This window comes from Enterococcus sp. AZ079, assembly GCF_050547255.1.
Classification (GTDB): domain Bacteria; phylum Bacillota; class Bacilli; order Lactobacillales; family Enterococcaceae; genus Enterococcus_D; species Enterococcus_D casseliflavus.
This window is the reverse complement of the sequence record NZ_CP172955.1, coordinates 207,154-222,838: the sequence shown is the minus strand read 5'-3', so window position 1 is coordinate 222,838 and position 15,685 is coordinate 207,154. Positions and strand designations below refer to the sequence as shown.

Below are 15,685 nucleotides of genomic sequence, written 5' to 3'. Positions count from 1 at the left end.
TTATCCGAATTATATTACAGATTTGCTGCTTTCCAAGCCGCAAATTGTTCAAAAAGTTTTGTGATGTTCTTTGGTTCTTTCAGTGAGGCGAGCTTGACCAGCAAGACTTCGTCTGCTTGTTTGCTTGTCCCTCCATGGTTTTGTAAAAGCAAAATACTTTTACGTGAATGTTCATTTTTAAAGAGTTCTTCAGGAAGCTGAATCATTCCTTGCAAATAAACCTTTTCTTTCAGCCATTTTTTCAAAAATTCACTCTGTTCCGTTTCCAAGAAGTTGCTTGGTACTAAGAACAAACCGTAACCGCCAGCTTTGACATAGTTCATCGCTTGTTCCATCAACAAATGATGGGCGTAACTGTGCCCTTCTGGAGCCGCCGTAATGAAGCTGCGGGCTTTGTCATCTTGTGGGTAATAGCCCACCGGTAGATCGCTGATCGCCAGATCCATCGGTTCGATCAAAAGCTCTTGCAAGCCATCTTGATGGAACAAATGCAAGGGCGCTTTGGTCCATTCGCCAGTCGCAGCTGCGATCGCCAACAAGGTTTCGTCAATATCCACACCGGTTCCTTCTACTGGACGCTTCGCTAATTGCAGATTCAGCAAGACTGTCAATAAGAGATTCCCCATGCCTACCGATAAATCAAGAAGTTTCACTGGTTGGTCGGCACTACTCAACTGCTCGATCAAATAGACGAATAAAAACCCAAGACTATCTGGTGTCAGTTGGTGATTGGCCTGCAGGCGCTCCGTTTGGCTGCCTTTCAACAAAACCAACTGCGCAAGCTTGCGTTTTTCTTCTGCCGATAGTTCCATTGCTCGAATTTCTTGATAGATGGTTTCTAAACGAGCAGCAGTTGCTTCATCTGGTACCCCATCGATCACGCGAACTTGGTATTGATCAACAAAATTTTCAATCGTCTCTACGTAAGCATCAAAAAAAGACGTTTCCAATGCGTTTTGAAGCAGTTGGATCGCTTCAACGGTCAAATGAAAAGACGTTTCCATTTTTTCTGCGGACATCTTGCACCTCTTTTCAAAACTATAACAACATATATACCTGTTTAATTTTAGCCGATTCATCCAAAATAATCAATCGCTTTCGTTTAGAATAATTTGTGAAGCTGTAAACATTCTTTTTCTATTTCTGTATGAAAAAGGATGGTCGAAACAACCATCCTTTTCCTGTACTATTCTTCTTGGTCATCTGTGTCTATTTCAGGCTCTTCTTCGGGTAACAAAAAGGTAAATGTAAAGCGGCGGCTTTTGACGTGGCACTCGATCTGTAAGAGTTGTCCTTGCCGTTCATAGGTCAACTTTCCTACATTATAAAGTCGTGACCCTTGATCTGCCAATTCGTTTTGCAAGAATTCCGCATGAAACAGTTCGCTCATGATGCGGGCTTCATAGGTTTCAATGGTTTTTGTATAAAAAAGGGCTGTTGTGCGGCTGTTTTCTAACACTAGCAATAACATCAAGCTCAACAGCTGCACAAACAACAATGCTGTGAGTAAAATACCGCCTTTATGCCACCTCTTGTGTATGAATTTTCCATTGTCCAATTTTCTGCTCTCCATTCTCAAAGGAAACGGTAAAGCGGATCGCTGCGCCAATTTTCTCAAAAGACACATCCGTTACTTCTGTCAATAGTGGTTGATACCCATTGTTGTCCCGCTTTCGCAGCACGCGATTGATGCGATCGATGGTGACCGAATTGTTTTGACTGCTTCGCAAATACAGTGTGGTCTCACTGACCGATAGATAGGTACAGGTACTTAATTCCCGTTCCAGCTGAAACAAAAACACATGCCATTCTTGATCTTTGCGAGCCATGATCTGCTGATTGACGGGTGCGAGGTGCTTGACGATCCCGCTGATCAGCAATAAGCAGATCGCCAATACCCATAAAGACAACAGACACTCCAACAAAGTAAAGCCTTTACTCTTCATACACGATCTCCCAGAGCTGCTCGCAGCTTTGGATGCGTGCTTGTTGATGCTGCGCTGCTTGCCAAAAGTGAACTTGATAGACTGCCTGACGCTGCGTCGTGTAGGTAATGGTTGACGCATCAAAGGAGTGGTTCTGGACTTCTTCATACAGCACCCGCAGCATTTGGGCTTTTTCTTGCAATGCCGCACTTTGCGTCAGTGAAGCGGTCTGCATTGCTAAAAACAGTAACACACAAGTTGCCAAGACCCCAAAGCCAATCAGGTTTTCTGCTAAGATGAACCCACTATTCAACGATTTTTTCATAACGGCCACTCCCAAATAAAAACTTATAGCTGATGGTTTGCTTTTTCTCATGCCAATAGAAAATGATCCTTCGCAGACTGCTGTTATTGCCGGATTGACTACTAAAAAGAATATCGGGAAACGCCTGCATCGCTAGTTGAGGAGGAACGTCGATCTTGGTGACTGGCTCAGTTGCAGCGCCGTAAAATGAAACAGTTGGTGTTGGCTCTGCTTGATAGATTGCTCGGGTTTGTGTGTTATCGATGATGGCCGATTGCTGCAAGGTATAGAGTCCTTTTTCTAAGCGAGCACAAAAGCCGAAAACTTCCGCCGATCGTTGATAGTACTCGATAGCCACGACGGGGAAAAAGAGAAAGAGACTACTGACCAAGAGTACCAAGAGACTTTCCATCAAGGTAAACCCAGAAAATCCCCTAGTGCCATTGTTCTCACTTTCCCTGCTCATAAATCGCATATTGTTCCTCAGATACATACCCTTCTGCAATCAATTCTTCTTTCGAAGGCACCCGATCTTCATTTAGACGAAAGAGTTCGATCTGGGTTTCCACTACTTTCACGATCGCCGCATTTCCTTTCTCATCAATGATTCCTCTTTGATTGGCAAGATTTGGGACAAACAACAAAACCAAAATACTGATCACTAATAAAACGACTAGCATTTCAACCAATGTAAAGCCTTTTTTGACACGCCAAATCCCCTGCTTGCGAGGAGATGCTACTTTCTTTTCTATCATTCGATCACTCCTTGGATATTTCCATAGATTGGTAAAAACATAGCGGCATAGATCCCAACGATCATTAAAGCAACCAACAAAAAAATCAGAGGCTGAACCCAGTGAATGGCTTTTTCGATTCGTTGAAACAAGCGTTCCATCAATAATTGACTGTATAAAAAAAGCTCTTCTCCTAACTTTCCTCGTACTTCTCCTTGAAAGACGATCAAAGAAAATTCGGGTGTGAGAAACGAGAAATGACGAAGTTTTTCTGGGAGTTCGCCCCCAAGTGTCAAGGTCACTCGCAGTTCTCGTGCTAATTCTTGGATCAAGGTAGCTTTATTGGTGTGCTCCATACACTCAATGATCTGTTGAATATCTAACCCTTGCTGAAACAACTTGCCCCATTCCAATGCGAAAAAACTCGTGTGATAACTCGTGTACAATGCTCCGAACAATGGCAGGTGGCTGAAAAACACAGCTTTTTGCAAGGCAGTGCGGCGGGCAAACATCCAGCGGCTGATCACAAAAAGCAGCACACTTAACAACAAGAAGAGGATAAGTACTGCTGGTGCCCAAGTGATGGCGCGAATGCCCCAATGACCTTCGTCGATCATGCCAGAGGCTAGCAATTGGGGCAATAAAAAGCGGTGCATCCCAAAAAGCGCAGCTATTAAAAAGACCAGTAACAAAAGCGGATAGGCAGCTACTTTGTACAGCAGCTGTTTTTGCTTGTTGACCAATTTATGGTAGTCGACCATCCGCCGCAAGGTCGCCGTGAGATCCCCATGATTTTCTGCTAAATGAAGCTGACTTTTTTCAGTAGCCGATAACGACAACGGCGCTACCGCTGCTGCAAAGCTTTGCCCTTGGGCGAGATGGACAATTAGCTGTTCGATCACAGGTTCAGAAAACTGGCGGCTGCGCAGCAGCACTTGGAGGCTTTCTTGTAGGGAAAAGCCACTCTCCAATAACACCGTGAAGGTGACTAAGAGGGCTTCAGTTGCACGGCGTGGTAGCTGGGGCTTCTTTTTCATAAACTTCATCGCTGATCCACCCACTTTCTTTCACTTGTTTTAATACCTGCTGCCACTGTTTTTCCACTTGCCCCTCATAAAAGTGATATGCCAGCAATCCATGAGGTTCATTCGCTTCATTTGGCAACAATCGCTGATAAATGATCCCTTGCAGCGCATGTGCCAGACGATCGTCTGTCCCGAGCAATTCCAGCAGCCGCGTCTTGGTTTCTGCTACACCTCGGGCATGGATCGTGGCAAATACTCGGTGACCTGTCAGAGCGGCTCGTACAGCGGCTTGCGCCGTTTCTTTGTTACGAATCTCGCCGATCAAAAGCAGGTCTGGACGATGCCGCAAGGACAAGCGAATCAATTCATCATAGTCTTGTTCGATCTTCAAATTGGTTTGCAGCTGTAAAAAGCGCGGCTCCTCGATCTCCACAGGATCTTCGATGGTAATGATTTGCCACTTGGTTGCCCGAGCTAATTGATACATGAGGGTCGATTTCCCTGAGCCAGTGGGGCCAGAAAACAAATACAGCCCTCTTTGTTTGGTTGCCTGTTGGATCTGCTGGACGTCTTCTGCAAAAAAATAGCGCAGGTGCTCCTGAGTCAAAGGATAAAGAAACCGCATCACGAGACTTTCACGCCCTTGGTAATCACCGACTGTGGAGATGCGCAGCCGCTGCAGCTGATCGCCTAACGGATAACTGACTGCTCCTAACTGAGCTTTGCGTCGTTCTCCCACCTCCATTCCTCCTAAAAATTTGAAGCGAGTGATCAGCTGCTGGGCTTCTTCGTTGGTCAGTACTTGATAGGTCTTTCTGAGATAGCTTTTACTGAAAATCACCTCCATCTGTGTACCGCTCGGCAAAATGGCCAGATCCTGCATGCGTTCTTGTCTGCCATAATGAATCAACTCATCTGAGAATGCTTGAATATCCACGACTTATCCCTCCTAAAAAGAAATACGCAAACGCTTTGAGAATAGAAAAAAAGGGCTCTATAATTTATGGGGCTGTGACATAAGTCCATAGAAGAAAACCGCAAGAAATGACGAGAAATCGTTCATTTCTTGCGGTTTTTTGGGTAAAATAAAAAGGAGCACCGGTTGCCGCCAATGCCCCATCATTTAATCCTGAAAGGACTAAACAAAATGTATACTAATTATAACATGAATCAACTCACTTTGGATCTATCTACTTCATTTTCTCCAAAAGAAAATCATGTCGCCGTTTTTATCCATGAACTGGTCGAAGCGCTTCAGATTAATGACCCCTATCTTTTTGGTCGACCAAGAGAATATGATTTAGGTGCCATGATGAAGTTGGTTCTTTTTGCGTATACGCGAGAAACCTTTACAAGTCGCAAGATTGAACGCTTAGCTGAAGAAAACCTATATGCTCGCTGGTTGACGCAAGAACGGGTTCCGACTTATCGAACGATCGCCCGTTTTTGTGTATCTAACGATGTGCAGGAGTTGACCAATAAAGGCTTAGATCAGTTGACAGAGTATCTGCGTGCACGGAATCTGATTGATGATGCGTTGTTTATTGACGGTACAAAAATCTTGGCAGATGCGAATAAGTACAGCTTTGTCTGGAAGAAAAACACGATCCGATTCGATCAAATGAATCGCGAAAAACTGCTTACTATGATGACGGAACTAAGAGAAGCGTATGCCCTGAAACAGATTCCCGAAGGGACGACCTTGACAGTAGACATGATAGATGAACTGTTAACACGGATGGAACTACGTCTGGAAGAACTAGAAAAAGAAGTTGAGGCAACGAAACGTCTTTCGCCAAATCCAGCGAAACAACAACGGCGAACGTTGAAAAGCCAAGTACGCAAATTAAATACAAAACGAGAAAAAGTTCTGGAACATCAAACGCAGTTTTCTACTTATGGGACAAGAAACAGTTATTCAAAAACTGATCATGATGCGACATTCATGCGCCTAAAAGAAGACCCTATGAAAAATGGCCAACTTAAGCCTGCGTATAACCTGCAAATCGCTACTTGTAATCAATTTGTACTCGGCTACGATGTCTTTCAAAACCCAACAGACACTAAGACACTGAAGCCATTACTGGAAAAGATGAAGATTGCACAAAAGTCCCCTCATTATTTGGTCGCCGATGCAGGCTATGGTTCAGAAAGCAATTACCGCTATATAGAAGATGAACTTCCCCAGCATACTGCACTGATTCCTTATGGAACGATGTTTAAAGAACAAAGCAAGAAATGGCAGACAGATGATCGGAAAGTAATGAATTGGGATTATGAGCCTAAGGAGGACTTTTACATCGACCCCAAAGGGGTACGATTCAATTTTCATGCTTACCGTCAACGAACAGATGCGGATGGATTTGTCCGAGATTTTAAAGAATACCAAGCAGAAAAAACGGATGCGAACCAAGCGCTCATTCCTGAAGCCTTAACCCCAAAGGGGAATCGCAGAAAGATCACTGTAAATCCGTCTTGGGAATACCATAAAGAAAAACAAAAAGAGCGCTTATCAACGCCTGAAATTCAAAAAATATATGGTCGGAGAAAGATCGACGTGGAAACAGTCTTCGGATTTATGAAGGCTTGTTTGGGTTTCACTCGATACACGGTTCGGGACTTAGAAAAAGTCAGAAAACAGACGGGTTTACTCATTACGGCAATCAATATGATGAAACTGACAAAAATAGGTACTTGAACTACCCAAAATGAATAAAAAAAACAAGGAGCACTCGAAAAATCACATGATTTTCGAGTGCTCCTTATATTTTGGAGAGCGTAACTAGTTAACTTATGTCACGCCCCCATTTTCATTTTAGGTATTAAAAAACATATCGTTCTCTAGTATGATTAAATCACCACAAAATAAACAACTGAGAGGACGATATGCTATATGAATGATTCTATCAAAAAAATGCTGAGAATAATAGAGAAAGATTTGATGATTACAGAGGTCTCTTACGAGACCCTTCAGAAGAAAAAGACGTTGGTCGTCGATGCTGTTCTCTCGCCTACTCCTCGTGCTTGTAGAAGTTGTGGTTCTACTGTGGTAGATGGAAACGGGAAAGCAATTATAGTGAAAAATGGGAAGAAGGAAACGATTGTCCGTTTTGAACAATACAATCATATGCCTTTGGTTATGCGCCTAAAAAAACAGCGCTATACCTGTAAAAACTGCCGAACCCATTGGACTACTCAAAGTTATTTTGTCCAACCCAGACATTCAATCGCAAATCATGTTAGATATAAAATTGCTTCTTTACTGACTGAAAAAGTATCTTTATCTTTTATTGCGAAAAGCTGTCAGGTATCTTTGACCACCGTTATTCGTACATTGAAAGAGTTTAAAAGCTATTTACCAAAGCAATCTAAGAAGATTCTCCCCAGAGTATTGATGGTTGATGAATTTCGTTCGCACGCTTCCATAGAAGATAAAATGAGCTTTATTTGCGCAGATGGCGAAACAGGAAAATTAATAGATGTTTTGCCTACGCGTAAATTACCTCGATTAACAAGCTATTTCTTAGGTTGTACCAATCCAGAAGAAGTAGAATTCTTGGTGACAGACATGAACGCCGCCTACTTCCAGCTCACCAAACGTGTTCTGCCAAATGCGAAAGTAGTGATTGATCGGTTTCATATTGTCAAACACATGAATCAAGCGTTCAATGAGTTGCGTATCCGTGAAATGAATGAACTTCGTAAAGCCGGACAGAAAAGCCAGGCAGAAAAACTGAAAAAGAACTGGCGCTTTTTGCTAAAAAATCGTGCAAACATCAACCATTATGAATACAAAACATGGAAAAGTTTCCGAGCACCAAAATACCCATTTCTTACTGAAGCAATGATGATTGATCGATTGCTTGAGTTTTCTACGCCCCTGAAGGAGGCGTATCCCTTTTTTCATGAATTAGTTGAAGCCTTTCGAGACAAAGACCCTGACTTGTTTTTCTCCTTATTGACAGAACTTCCCGAAACGTTAGATGACAGCTTTCGGGAGAAGCTTCAAAACCTTCTGACCTATGAAGAAGGCATCACCAACGCAATGATCTAACCTTATTCCAATGGAAAAATAGAAGCGAAGAATACCACATAAAGACAATGAAACGAGTATCCTACGGATTTAAATCATTCGAGAACATGAGAATTAGAATCTTTTTGATCAATCAATTAATCAAAGTAAGATAACAAAAAATCTGAGCCAGAATGTGGTTCATTCTGACCCAGATTTGATTTTGCACAACTCATCAGTCCTTATTGACAAAGAGCCAAAAAAAGATGAAGCAAATTTGCTTCATCTTTCATCACTTCTTTATTCCTGCGGGTCTTTTGCCACAAATTGGGCTTCCACCCGATAGATTCGCTGCCCGCGGCTTGAGAATTTTTCTTCATATTCCGTCATGATATTGTTCTCAAAGGTACTGTTATGCAGGTCCAACCAAACTTGTTTGATGATCATGCCATATTGAGAAAAGCTCGCTAAGGAATACTCAAACAATCCTTGGTTGTCCGTTTTGAAATGGATCTCGCCATTAGGTCGTAAAATTTGCTCGTCCACCGCTAAAAAGGCTTTAGAAGTCAAACGGCGCTTCTCATGCTTCTTCTTAGGCCATGGATCAGAAAAATTCAAGTAGATCTGGTCTACTTCATTGTCCGCAAAATAGTTGGTCAAAGCCGAACCATCCACATGCAGCAGCTGCAAGTTTGGGATCTCCTGCTCGATCATTTTATCCAATGCGATCGAAACGACACTGATCTGCATCTCTACCCCAATATAATTGATTTCGGGATGAGCTTTCGCCATTTCCGTAATAAATTGACCTTTTCCCATGCCGATCTCGATGTGTAGCGGATGATCATTGCCAAAGCGTTCATGCCAACGCCCTTTCCATTCGGTAGGCTCTGCAACGACGTATTGTGGATGAGCTTCAATCAGCTCTTTTGCACCTGCACGTTTTCTTACTCTCATGTTTCTTCCTTTCCGAAAAAACAAGATGGAACCAAATTGCCTCGCTCCATCTTCTCTTCATTCACTATAAATTCGTTTTAATTGTAAAATCTCTGCATTCATGGCTTTGTAATCGCCCCGCAGATAATATTTTTTGACCTCTTGCAGCATACTCAACAATGCATACCAATAAATCTTTTCGATCACTTCGCTGCTGCTATGGATACCGTAGCGCACCAGCCAATGGGACCAGCTGGATAGCGGCACATAGTGACCTAAAATAGTCCCGATATCGATTGCTGGATCTGCAAACATCACGGAATCCCAATCGACTAAATACAAATAGTTTTGACAAACCAGCCAATTTCGATAATTGACATCGCCATGGACGACCGCGGCTTTTTGCTCGTCAAAAGCTGGAATATTGGCTTTTAAATACTCGGTGACCAAATGAATAAAACGGTTTTGAGCCACCGCAGAAGGCAGCTGATCTTGATAATCCATCAGCATTTGTTCAGGCGATCTGACTTGTCCGCCGATTTTGCTTAGCATCTGTGCCAGCGTTTTTGAATGATGCAAGTGATACAACACATCAATGACGTCATTTCTTTGGCCGATCTCATCGGGATCTAAGACCCGTCCATCCAGCCATTCTTGTGCGGAGAGCGTATCCCCATTTCCCGTCCGTTTCGTCCAGACGAGTTTGGGTGCAATGCCCTCTTTAGAGAGTGCCGCAAGCATCGGGGTCGTATTTCGTTTGATAAAGACTTTGTCGTTGTCCTTGAGCCCGATATAGGCTTTCCCGGTGTCGCCTTTGATCGGCCGCATACGCCAATCTTGATCCAAGCGAATATCCATCCTAGCTTCTCTCCTTATTTCGCAGTACCTCTTATTCTAGCTTCCTAAAGGGTCGCCGTCAAGCGCATATGCGTTCGCTTTTTGTAAGAGAGGTTTCCTGAGGATCAGGCGTGCATTTTCTTTAATCGCCCTGGCAAGTAGATGCCTAAAAAAAGACCCGCAAAGAGGAAGAAGCCCACAAAAGCGATGCCCCCTTGCCAAACAACGGGCAAGCGCAAGCAACAGATCACGCCGAAAAAAACAGTCGTCACAAGCAAAAGTGACCCGATAATATTTTTGATTGCTGCGGCTTTTTGTTTTTCTGGCACGGGATACAAATGGGTCAAAACCATGTATTGAAATTCATTGATCAAAGGGATCAGTTGGAAACCGATCAGATAAAGAAACAAGCAGCCGATCAGCAGACTGATCCAAAGCTCATCGACAAAGAATAAGACGAAGCCACCAATCAAGGATAACCGGACATAAAGACCGCCGTATTGCCCACCACGAATCACTCGGCGCAAGTAAAGATAAAGATACGTATTGCTTTGGGCTGGTTTGATCTTTGCCAGCAACCAGTCGAGGTATTTGCGTCGTTTGGCTTCCGTCGTGATTTGGGGAACATCTGTAAACAAGTTGATAAATCGATAGATCCGTAATAAGCGCGATTGCTCGGCTTGGATCATATAGTCCCAATCCAAGAGCTGACGATTAGATTTCACACCAAAGAGGAACCAGATTGCTTGGAGGATGCTGATCACCAACCCTAGCCAAGGTGCTACATAAATACTGGCAAGTGTGGCAGCTAACGCACTGGCGAACCAGATTCCTCGCTGCTGTTTGACTTGCTGCTGTGTTTCTTGATACAACCGAATCCGCTGCAGTGAAAAATCCCCCAGTTTTAACAGCCACATCATTCCTAAAAAGAAGGGAAAGGAAGCAAATGTACTGTTTGCTGTGACCACGACTAAAGGCATCGTTGCTCCTACGGCTAAAAATAAGACCCCAAAGGGCAGCCAGAGGGAATAACGCAGGGCTTGACTGAGGTAACTTCTCATTTGCCCTTCTTTGGCTAACAGAAAAATCAAATCTGCCGGTTTCGTCAGTGTCGCTAAGCGTCCCAGCGGTAAAACGAAGAGCCAAACAGCGACCACGATGATGCCGCCTAATGGAAACGGCCGAGGCAATGTTTTTAGCAATTCTGAATAATACAGCCCCAGACCTCCCACTAAGAAGGTGCTGATCAAAGCAAAATGATCATTGAAGACATAGCGCAAATAGCGTGTCATCTGTTTTTGATGCCGCTGTAAGCGTTGCGAGAAAAACTGCTTCATGCTTGACTCTCCTTTGTCAGTGCGAGGTACAGATCATCAAGGGAGGCTTCTGGTGCTTGAAATTGGCTTCTTAGCTGCGCCAATGTCCCTTGTGCGCGGATCTCACCGTTATGCAGTAGGATGAATTTGTCACAATACTTCTCTGCGGTTGCTAAAATATGGGTGGACATCAAAATTGATGCCCCGGTTTGTTTCATCTCATTCATCAGTTCCAATAACGCATTGATCGCTAAAGGATCTAATCCTAGAAAAGGTTCATCAATGATGTAGACGCTTGGCTCAATCAAAAAGGCACACAGCACCATGACTTTTTGTTTCATCCCTTTTGAGAAGTTTGCTGGGAACCAATCGAGTTTGTTTTCTAAGCGAAAGGTTTTTAATAAACGCTCCGCTCGCTTCATGGCTTCTTCTTGCGGAAGATCATAGGCCATCGCTGTCACTTCAATGTGCTCTCTTAAGGTCAATTCTTCATATAAAGATGGGGTTTCGGGAATATACCCGATTTGTTTGCGGTATTGCTCTGGGTTTTCCTTCAAGGTCAAGCCATCGATCGTGATCGTCCCGCTGTGAGGTTGCAGTAACCCGATGATTTCTTTGATCGTCGTGCTCTTCCCTGCCCCATTCAAGCCAATCAGACCAACGAGCTCACCATCGCCGATCGTAAAATCAATATTTTTTAAGACTGGCAGCTGGTTATAACCGCCTGTCACATTCGCTACTTGTAAAGTCATTCTTTTCCTCCGATTCGCCTAATTACGGCTTTCTGTCAACGTAGGCTCTTTTTTCAATCCGCTAGCAAAACCGTTGCTTATTTTTCTTTATTCGTGACTTGTAAGATAAATTCGTTTTCTCCCACTGTAATGGTTTCTTGCGGCAATTCTTGGCTGCCAAAGCGTTCTTGCCACAGTTGTGCATCACTCGCTGGAAAAATGACCATTTGGATCGCACCGGCGGCAAGACGGGTGGTAAAGGCTTGAACAGCAGCAGGTTCAGCATAGGAAACCAGACTGATCCTCAACTCTTCTTTTTGATACCCTTGGTCGATCGCCCAGGTCTCAATGGCTGTCTCCAATTCACTCTGCACCGTAGGGTCCATCGCTGTTTCAGTGACGATGGCGGCATTGACTACTTCTTCTTTTGGACGCGTTAGCGAATAGGTGATCGAACCTGCGAACACCACAAAAAGCGTGATCGCAATCAACCATTCTTTATAGGCATAAGCCAAGTAGCGGAGCTTCGCTGAAGTCGTTGTTTTTTTCTGTAAGGTTTCTTTGATGATCGGTTTCATAGGTTCCTTCTTTCCAATTGATTTCTGATATTAAGTCTAGGGTTGTTGGAATCTAAATGCAAGCGTTTCTCGCTCGCTTTTCGCATTTCTTTAAAAAAGCGCCTTTGTTGAAGGAACAGTTGCCTTGTTCCGACTTTTTCAAAGAGGAAACCAGACGAAAAAAAGCAAAATATGGTAAAGTAGAGGTAATAGATCAAGGAGGTTTTTTTACAATGGAAAATTGTATTTTTTGTAAAATCAACAATCGTGAGATCCCTAGCTACAAAGTCTACGAGGATGAGCAAGTTTATGCCTTTTTAGATATTTCCCAAGTCACCCCTGGTCATACATTGGTGATTCCCAAAACCCATGTGACGGATATTTTTGAGTACGATGAAACGTTGGCAGCAGCGGTTTTTGCCCGTATCCCTAAGATTGCTCGGGCGATCGAAAAAGCATTCCCTGAGATCGAAGGCTTAAATATCATCAACAACAATAAAGAATTGGCGTACCAATCGGTCTTCCATTCCCATGTCCATTTGATTCCTCGTTACAGCAAAGACGATGATTTCAAGATCCATTTTGGCAATCACGCAGACAATTACACGGGGGAAGAACTAGCGGCAATCGCCGAAAAAATTGGAAAGCAGGTGGACTAAATGATCGGCAATTTTCTTAAAGGACTATTATTCGGGTCCATCGCCGGCGGCTTAGGCGGTTTGCTTTTTGCACCGAAAAGCGGCAATGAAACCCGTGAAGAATTGATTCGCTATTTAGATGACACGACAGAAGCGACCTTAGAATTCAATGACAGCGTCAAACAGCTAAAAGATGCCGTAATGGTAACCCGCAAAACGATCGACGAAACGATCCCTGTTGTTACGGAGTCTTTCACGAAAGATTTGGAAGCCTTCAAATTCCAAGCACAACCGCGCCTTGCTCGGATCAAGACTCAAATGGAGCAATTGAATCAACACATTACGACGATTCAAGCCCAAAGCGCCGAGGATGACAAACAAATCGAAAATTTGTAGTTTTTATGAATTTTGTTTGAAACATCCACTGTTTTCTTCCCAACCATTTCTAGAAGTGGTATAGTAGGTGCAGTGATTATTATGAATCTTTTTAGAATTAGGAGTGCTTAAACGAATGAAGAAAAAATTACTTTTAGTAGCAGTCAGTGCAATGAGTCTTTTTGCATTAGCGGCTTGTGGAAACTCAAGTGAGGAAATCGCAACAATGAAGGGCGGTAAAATCACTGTTCAAGATTTTTATGACAAAGCAAAAACAAGTTCAGAAAACCAAAATGCGTTGCGTCAAATGATCGTCTTAAAAGTCTTTAATGAAAAATACGGCGATGACGTGACTGAAGAAATGATCGACGAACAATTCAACAACGTGGCTGAACAATACGGCGGTAGTGATTCCTTTGAATCAACCTTGACTGCTTCTGGTTATACGGTGAAATCTTACCGTGCAGAATTGAAAGAACAGCTTGCGTTACGTGAAGGCTTAAAAGCCAACATGGATATTACTGATGAAGAAATGAAAACTGCTTGGGATTCTTTCCACCCAGAAGTAGAAGCACAAATCATCAAAGTAGCAAGTGAAGATGATGCCAAAGATGTCTTAGAAGAAGCGAAAAAAGATGATGCTGACTTTGGCGAAATCGCTAAAGAAAAATCAACGGATGCAGCAACAAAAGAAGATGGCGGAACGATCAAATTTGATTCTACGTCAACTGCTGTGCCAAACGAAGTGAAAACAGCCGCTTTTGATTTAAAAGATGGTGAAATCTCTGAAGTGATCTCTGCAACCAACACGTCGACTTATACGACGGAATACTATATCGTGAAAATGGTGAAAAACCAAGACAAAGGCAACGATATGGATAAATACAAAGATGAACTGACTGAAATTGCTCAAAACACGTTGTTGAATGATTCAACCTTTATGGCAGCAACGATCGGTCAAGAATTGCAAGCAGCCAACGTGAAAATGAAAGACTCTGACTTAGCAGACTTGCTTTCTGATTACATCACAGCTGCTGAAACAGAAGATTCAACTGCTGACTCTTCTGCAACGGATGCAACAGACAGCTCTGCAGCAGATTCTTCTGCTACTGAGGCAACCGATGATTCTACTGCAACAAGTGAAAGTGCTACAGATTCTTCTGCTGAATAAACGAAAAAAGAAGTGCCGTCATAGCGGTGCTTCTTTTTTTGTGCCGATTAGATTTCTATCTACGATTCAACTGCTTTTTCCAGCAGCTAAAAAAACCACGCTAAGCAAGCCTAGCGTGGTTTTTGTTCTTTATATCATTCACTTTGATCGATCAAGCTGCAACATCACTGCTACACTTCTTTCGGTACATAAAAACTCCGATTGTCCATCCCAAAAATTCGGTCTGTGTATTGACCAGGTTCTGTCAGGCGGATCGAGGTCAGCATCATTTGCATGGAAGCATCCAAATTATCGATCTGATGGAGGATCTCCGCTTCCATTATGCGGGGCCGAACAGGTGACCCATATTCTAACAAGCCATGGTGGGCTAAGACCATATGCCGCAAAACAACGATGTCTTCTTGTTTGTCATCAAATTTCAAAGCAATACAGGCTTGCGTGATTTCTTCATCCACTAAGACCAAATGCCCTACTAGATTCCCCGCTAAGGTATATTCTGTCGTCATGGGACCTGTCAACTCGATCACTTTTCCTAAATCATGTAAAATAATGCCCGCATACAGCAGTGACGCATTTAATTCAGGGTATTCTTTGACGATCGCTTTTCCTAAGCGCAGCATAGTTGTCGTATGATACGCCAATCCACTGGCGAAGGCATGGTGATTGCGCTTCGCAGCTGGAAAATCAAAGAATTCCTTTTTATACTTGTTCAACAAGAAACGGACGATGCGATTCCAGTGAGGATTTGTGATCTCAAACAAGGTTTGACTGATTTCTTCTTCCATCTCTTCTTTTCGCAAGGGCGCTTTTTCCATGTATTGGCTTGGTTCGTGGGGTTCTTCCGGCTTCGCTAAACGCAAATGCATGATTTTGACTTGCGGATTGCCTTGGTAAACTTCTCGTTTCCCATCTAGTAGTACCACTTTCCCGGGTTCAAAACGGGCGATTTCTTCATCTGATGCATCCCAAAACTTTCCATCTATCGTGCCAGATGTATCCTGAAAGGTGAAGGCAATAAATTTTTTGCCGTTTTTCGCAATCCGCACATCGGCATTCTTGATCAGCAAGAAAAGTTGAAACGTTTCATCAACAGTTAATTCACGAATTTTTTTCATGGGCTTATT

Annotated in this window: 18 protein-coding genes and 1 pseudogene; 5 read left to right on the top strand and 14 right to left on the bottom strand. The window is 43.2% G+C overall.

Features of this window, described 5'->3' with window-relative positions; genetic code table 11:
• Positions 1 to 14: 14 nt before the first annotated feature.
• The 8 genes from IGJ15_RS01150 to comGA all read right to left on the bottom strand — a co-directional run bounded on the left by IGJ15_RS01150 (position 15) and on the right by comGA (position 4,925).
• On the bottom strand, positions 15 to 1,019 hold the full coding sequence (locus IGJ15_RS01150; RefSeq protein ID WP_008382040.1) for a class I SAM-dependent methyltransferase: 1,005 nt from the start codon (positions 1,017 to 1,019) through the stop codon (positions 15 to 17).
• 167 nt (positions 1,020 to 1,186) lie between these two features.
• Positions 1,187 to 1,558 (bottom strand): competence type IV pilus minor pilin ComGG, encoded by a 372-nt coding sequence (gene comGG, locus IGJ15_RS01145; RefSeq protein ID WP_010749028.1) that lies wholly within the window; start codon positions 1,556 to 1,558, stop codon positions 1,187 to 1,189.
• A complete protein-coding gene (gene comGF / locus IGJ15_RS01140) occupies positions 1,521 to 1,946 on the bottom strand; it encodes a competence type IV pilus minor pilin ComGF (protein WP_010749027.1) in 426 nt (141 codons plus the stop codon). The genes comGG and comGF overlap by 38 nt, the downstream gene beginning before the upstream one ends.
• The gene (locus IGJ15_RS01135) at positions 1,936 to 2,250 is read right to left on the bottom strand and encodes a hypothetical protein (RefSeq protein WP_010749026.1); all 315 of its coding nucleotides are present in this window, start codon (positions 2,248 to 2,250) and stop codon (positions 1,936 to 1,938) included. Before IGJ15_RS01135 ends, comGF begins: the two co-directional genes overlap by 11 nt.
• Positions 2,231 to 2,704: a competence type IV pilus minor pilin ComGD gene (comGD, locus tag IGJ15_RS01130; protein WP_010749025.1), complete on the bottom strand. Its 474-nt coding sequence runs from the start codon at positions 2,702 to 2,704 to the stop codon at positions 2,231 to 2,233. The genes IGJ15_RS01135 and comGD overlap by 20 nt, the downstream gene beginning before the upstream one ends.
• On the bottom strand, positions 2,679 to 2,984 hold the full coding sequence (comGC, locus tag IGJ15_RS01125; protein WP_010749024.1) for a competence type IV pilus major pilin ComGC: 306 nt from the start codon (positions 2,982 to 2,984) through the stop codon (positions 2,679 to 2,681). The genes comGD and comGC overlap by 26 nt, the downstream gene beginning before the upstream one ends.
• A complete protein-coding gene (gene comGB / locus IGJ15_RS01120; RefSeq protein ID WP_010749023.1) occupies positions 2,981 to 4,009 on the bottom strand; it encodes a competence type IV pilus assembly protein ComGB in 1,029 nt (342 codons plus the stop codon). Before comGB ends, comGC begins: the two co-directional genes overlap by 4 nt.
• Positions 3,963 to 4,925 carry a competence type IV pilus ATPase ComGA gene (gene comGA / locus IGJ15_RS01115; RefSeq protein ID WP_010749022.1) on the bottom strand — a complete coding sequence of 321 codons (963 nt, stop codon included), beginning with the start codon at positions 4,923 to 4,925 and terminating at the stop codon, positions 3,963 to 3,965. Before comGA ends, comGB begins: the two co-directional genes overlap by 47 nt.
• 210 nt (positions 4,926 to 5,135) lie before the next feature.
• Here comGA and IGJ15_RS01110 point away from each other — a divergent pair, with 210 nt between their 5' ends.
• Complete coding sequence (locus tag IGJ15_RS01110) at positions 5,136 to 6,686, top strand: IS1182 family transposase (protein WP_430599240.1); 1,551 nt, start codon at positions 5,136 to 5,138, stop codon at positions 6,684 to 6,686.
• 195 nt (positions 6,687 to 6,881) lie between these two features.
• Positions 6,882 to 8,176: pseudogene (locus tag IGJ15_RS01105) on the top strand (ISL3-like element ISEfa11 family transposase).
• 124 nt (positions 8,177 to 8,300) lie between these two features.
• On the opposite strand, the gene trmB reads toward IGJ15_RS01105, so the two are convergent.
• The 5 genes from trmB to IGJ15_RS01080 form a co-directional block, all read right to left on the bottom strand.
• Entirely contained in the window at positions 8,301 to 8,957 is a 657-nt protein-coding gene (gene trmB, locus IGJ15_RS01100; RefSeq protein WP_005227731.1) for a tRNA (guanosine(46)-N7)-methyltransferase TrmB, read from the bottom strand.
• Positions 8,958 to 9,014: 57 nt separating this feature from the next.
• Positions 9,015 to 9,794: a phosphotransferase family protein gene (locus tag IGJ15_RS01095; RefSeq protein WP_005227730.1), complete on the bottom strand. Its 780-nt coding sequence runs from the start codon at positions 9,792 to 9,794 to the stop codon at positions 9,015 to 9,017.
• A gap of 104 nt (positions 9,795 to 9,898) precedes the next feature.
• Positions 9,899 to 11,110, bottom strand: a complete 1,212-nt coding sequence (locus tag IGJ15_RS01090) for an ABC transporter permease (protein ID WP_010749020.1) — start codon at positions 11,108 to 11,110, stop codon at positions 9,899 to 9,901.
• Positions 11,107 to 11,841 (bottom strand): ABC transporter ATP-binding protein, encoded by a 735-nt coding sequence (locus IGJ15_RS01085; protein WP_005227728.1) that lies wholly within the window; start codon positions 11,839 to 11,841, stop codon positions 11,107 to 11,109. Before IGJ15_RS01085 ends, IGJ15_RS01090 begins: the two co-directional genes overlap by 4 nt.
• Positions 11,842 to 11,918: 77 nt before the next feature.
• Complete coding sequence (locus IGJ15_RS01080; RefSeq protein ID WP_010749019.1) at positions 11,919 to 12,398, bottom strand: hypothetical protein; 480 nt, start codon at positions 12,396 to 12,398, stop codon at positions 11,919 to 11,921.
• 212 nt (positions 12,399 to 12,610) lie between these two features.
• On the opposite strand from IGJ15_RS01080, the gene IGJ15_RS01075 reads away from it, so the two are divergent.
• The 3 genes from IGJ15_RS01075 to IGJ15_RS01065 all read left to right on the top strand — a co-directional run bounded on the left by IGJ15_RS01075 (position 12,611) and on the right by IGJ15_RS01065 (position 14,561).
• The gene (locus IGJ15_RS01075; protein ID WP_005227719.1) at positions 12,611 to 13,036 is read left to right on the top strand and encodes an HIT family protein; all 426 of its coding nucleotides are present in this window, start codon (positions 12,611 to 12,613) and stop codon (positions 13,034 to 13,036) included.
• On the top strand, positions 13,037 to 13,411 hold the full coding sequence (locus IGJ15_RS01070) for a YtxH domain-containing protein (protein WP_005227717.1): 375 nt from the start codon (positions 13,037 to 13,039) through the stop codon (positions 13,409 to 13,411).
• Positions 13,412 to 13,526: 115 nt separating this feature from the next.
• Positions 13,527 to 14,561, top strand: coding sequence for a peptidylprolyl isomerase (locus IGJ15_RS01065; protein WP_010749018.1), 1,035 nt, complete (start codon positions 13,527 to 13,529; stop codon positions 14,559 to 14,561).
• 170 nt (positions 14,562 to 14,731) lie between these two features.
• On the opposite strand, the gene IGJ15_RS01060 is transcribed toward IGJ15_RS01065, so the two are convergent.
• Positions 14,732 to 15,676 (bottom strand): 3'-5' exoribonuclease YhaM family protein, encoded by a 945-nt coding sequence (locus tag IGJ15_RS01060; RefSeq protein WP_026008117.1) that lies wholly within the window; start codon positions 15,674 to 15,676, stop codon positions 14,732 to 14,734.
• Positions 15,677 to 15,685 lie beyond the last annotated feature (9 nt).

Bases quoted from the DNA above. Each gene is read 5' to 3' on its own strand.
- IGJ15_RS01150 (WP_008382040.1), bottom strand. From the start codon at position 1,019: ATGTCCGCAGAAAAAATGGAAACGTCTTTTCATTTGACCGTTGAAGCG.
- comGF (WP_010749027.1), bottom strand. From the start codon at position 1,946: ATGAAGAGTAAAGGCTTTACTTTGTTGGAGTGTCTGTTGTCTTTATGG.
- IGJ15_RS01135 (WP_010749026.1), bottom strand. From the start codon at position 2,250: ATGAAAAAATCGTTGAATAGTGGGTTCATCTTAGCAGAAAACCTGATT.
- comGD (WP_010749025.1), bottom strand. From the start codon at position 2,704: ATGCGATTTATGAGCAGGGAAAGTGAGAACAATGGCACTAGGGGATTT.
- comGC (WP_010749024.1), bottom strand. From the start codon at position 2,984: ATGATAGAAAAGAAAGTAGCATCTCCTCGCAAGCAGGGGATTTGGCGT.
- comGB (WP_010749023.1), bottom strand. From the start codon at position 4,009: ATGAAGTTTATGAAAAAGAAGCCCCAGCTACCACGCCGTGCAACTGAA.
- IGJ15_RS01110 (WP_430599240.1), top strand. From the start codon at position 5,136: ATGTATACTAATTATAACATGAATCAACTCACTTTGGATCTATCTACT.
- trmB (WP_005227731.1), bottom strand. From the start codon at position 8,957: ATGAGAGTAAGAAAACGTGCAGGTGCAAAAGAGCTGATTGAAGCTCAT.
- IGJ15_RS01095 (WP_005227730.1), bottom strand. From the start codon at position 9,794: ATGGATATTCGCTTGGATCAAGATTGGCGTATGCGGCCGATCAAAGGC.
- IGJ15_RS01090 (WP_010749020.1), bottom strand. From the start codon at position 11,110: ATGAAGCAGTTTTTCTCGCAACGCTTACAGCGGCATCAAAAACAGATG.
- IGJ15_RS01085 (WP_005227728.1), bottom strand. From the start codon at position 11,841: ATGACTTTACAAGTAGCGAATGTGACAGGCGGTTATAACCAGCTGCCA.
- IGJ15_RS01080 (WP_010749019.1), bottom strand. From the start codon at position 12,398: ATGAAACCGATCATCAAAGAAACCTTACAGAAAAAAACAACGACTTCA.
- IGJ15_RS01075 (WP_005227719.1), top strand. From the start codon at position 12,611: ATGGAAAATTGTATTTTTTGTAAAATCAACAATCGTGAGATCCCTAGC.
- IGJ15_RS01070 (WP_005227717.1), top strand. From the start codon at position 13,037: ATGATCGGCAATTTTCTTAAAGGACTATTATTCGGGTCCATCGCCGGC.
- IGJ15_RS01065 (WP_010749018.1), top strand. From the start codon at position 13,527: ATGAAGAAAAAATTACTTTTAGTAGCAGTCAGTGCAATGAGTCTTTTT.
- IGJ15_RS01060 (WP_026008117.1), bottom strand. From the start codon at position 15,676: ATGAAAAAAATTCGTGAATTAACTGTTGATGAAACGTTTCAACTTTTC.